Consider the following 2932-nt stretch of genomic DNA (forward strand, 5'->3'; position numbering starts at 1 on the left):
ACAACTGTTTGGGTGTTGTATAGTCAAGCCTCACGAGCAATTAGTATTGGTCAGCTTCATGCGTCACCGCACTTCCACATCCAACCTATCAACGTCGTAGTCTTCAACGGCTCTTTAGTGGACATAAAGTCCAAGGGAAATCTTATCTTGAGGTAGGCTTCCCGCTTAGATGCTTTCAGCGGTTATCCCTTCCGAACATAGCTACCCGGCGATGCGACTGGCGTCACAACCGGTACACCAGAGGTTCGTCCACTCTGGTCCTCTCGTACTAGGAGCAGATCCTCTCAAATTTCCAGCGCCCACGGTAGATAGGGACCGAACTGTCTCACGACGTTCTAAACCCAGCTCGCGTACCTCTTTAAATGGCGAACAGCCATACCCTTGGGACCTGCTTCAGCCCCAGGATGAGATGAGCCGACATCGAGGTGCCAAACACCGCCGTCGATATGAACTCTTGGGCGGTATCAGCCTGTTATCCCCAGAGTACCTTTTATCCGTTGAGCGATGGCCCTTCCATACAGAACCACCGGATCACTAAGACCTACTTTCGTACCTGCTCGACTTGTGGGTCTCGCAGTTAAGCGCGCTTTTGCCTTTATACTCTACGCGTGATTTCCGACCACGCTGAGCGCACCTTCGTACTCCTCCGTTACTCTTTAGGAGGAGACCGCCCCAGTCAAACTACCCACCAGACATGGTCCTCGTCCCGGATAACGGGACAGAGTTAGAACCTCAATATTACCAGGGTGGTATTTCAAGATTGGCTCCACCGAAACTAGCGTCTCGGTTTCAAAGCCTCCCACCTATCCTACACAAGTAAGATCAAAGTTCAATGTCAAGCTGCAGTAAAGGTTCACGGGGTCTTTCCGTCTAGCCGCGGGTACACCGCATCTTCACGGCGATTTCGATTTCACTGAGCCTCTGCTGGAGACAGCGCCCCCATCATTATGCCATTCGTGCAGGTCGGAACTTACCCGACAAGGAATTTCGCTACCTTAGGACCGTTATAGTTACGGCCGCCGTTTACTGGGGCTTCGATCAAGAGCTTCGCTTACGCTAACCCCATCAATTAACCTTCCAGCACCGGGCAGGCATCACACCCTATACGTCCACTTTCGTGTTTGCAGAGTGCTATGTTTTTAATAAACAGTTGCAGGGGCCTGGTTTCTGTGGCTGCTCTCAGCTCAGGAAGCAAGTTCCATCACCAAAAGCAGCGTACCTTCTCCCGAAGTTACGGTACCATTTTGCCTAGTTCCTTCAGCAGAGTTCTCTCAAGCGCTTTGGTCTACTCGACCTGACCACCTGTGTCGGTTTCGGGTACGATTCCAGTGTAACTGAAGCTTAGAGACTTTTCCTGGAAGTATGGTATCAGCCACTTCACTGTACAAGTACAGCTTGCTGTCAGATCTCAGCATAGAGTACCCCGGATTTGCCTAAGATACATGCCTACTTCCTTTCACCTGGACAACCAACGCCAGGCTGACTTAACCTTCTCCGTCCTCTCATCGCATTACACTGAAGTATTGGAATATTAACCAATTTCCCATCGACTACGCCTCTCGGCCTCGCCTTAGGGGTCGACTCACCCAGCCCCGATTAACGTTGGACTGGAACCCTTGGTCTTTCAGCGAACGGGTTTTTCACCCGTTTTGTCGTTACTCACGTCAGCATTCGCACTTCTGATACCTCCAGCAGACTTCTCAATCCACCTTCATCGGCTTACAGAACGCTCCCCTACCACTTACACTAATGTGTAAATCCGCAGCTTCGGCATATAGTTTTAGCCCCGTTACATCTTCCGCGCAGGCCGACTCGACTAGTGAGCTATTACGCTTTCTTTAAAGGGTGGCTGCTTCTAAGCCAACCTCCTAGCTGTCTATGCCTTCCCACATCGTTTCCCACTTAACTATAATTTTGGGGCCTTAGCTGGCGGTCTGGATTGTTTTCCTCTTGACTACGGACGTTAGCACCCGCAGTCTGTCTCCCGGATAGTACTCATTGGTATTCGGAGTTTGCATCGGTTTGGTAAGTCGGGATGACCCCCTAGCCGAAACAGTGCTCTACCCCCAATGGTATTCGTCCGAGGCGCTACCTAAATAGCTTTCGGGGAGAACCAGCTATCACCGAGTTTGATTAGCCTTTCACCCCTATCCACAAGTCATCCCCTGGCTTTTCAACGACAGTGGGTTCGGTCCTCCAGTTAGTGTTACCCAACCTTCAACCTGCTCATGGATAGATCACCCGGTTTCGGGTCTACACCCAGCAACTAAACGCCCTATTAAGACTCGATTTCTCTACGGCTCCCCTAATCGGTTAACCTTGCTACTGAATGTAAGTCGCTGACCCATTATACAAAAGGTACGCAGTCACCAAACAAGTTGGCTCCCACTGCTTGTATGCATGCGGTTTCAGGATCTATTTCACTCCCCTCACAGGGGTTCTTTTCGCCTTTCCCTCACGGTACTGGTTCACTATCGGTCAGTCAGGAGTATTTAGCCTTGGAGGATGGTCCCCCCATATTCAGACAAGGTTTCACGTGCCTCGCCCTACTCGACATCATTATCTAAGCCCTTTCGCGTACAGGACTATCACCTACTATGGTCGCACTTCCCAGAGCGTTCCACTAAAGCTTAGATAACTTAATGGGCTTTTCCCCGTTCGCTCGCCGCTACTGAGGGAATCTCAATTGATTTCTTTTCCTAAGGGTACTGAGATGTTTCACTTCCCCTCGTTCGCCTCATAAACCTATGTATTCAGTTTATGATACCCGCCTTATAGCGGGTGGGTTTCCCCATTCAGAAATCTCCGGATCACAGGATATTTGCCGCCTCCCCGGAGCTTATCGCAGGCTATTACGTCTTTCATCGCCTCTGACTGCCAAGGCATCCACCACATGCACTTAATTACTTGACTATACAACCCCAAACAGTCG

1 rRNA gene is annotated in these 2932 nt (G+C 50.4%); it reads right to left on the bottom strand.

The features are described 5' to 3' along the window. Nucleotides 1–19: 19 nt before the first annotated feature. Nucleotides 20–2913, bottom strand: a 23S ribosomal RNA gene (locus FTU77_RS15775). Nucleotides 2914–2932: the final 19 nt, after the last annotated feature.

The organism is Acinetobacter sp. YH12142 (assembly GCF_013418435.1).
Classification (GTDB): Bacteria; Pseudomonadota; Gammaproteobacteria; order Pseudomonadales; family Moraxellaceae; genus Acinetobacter; species Acinetobacter amyesii.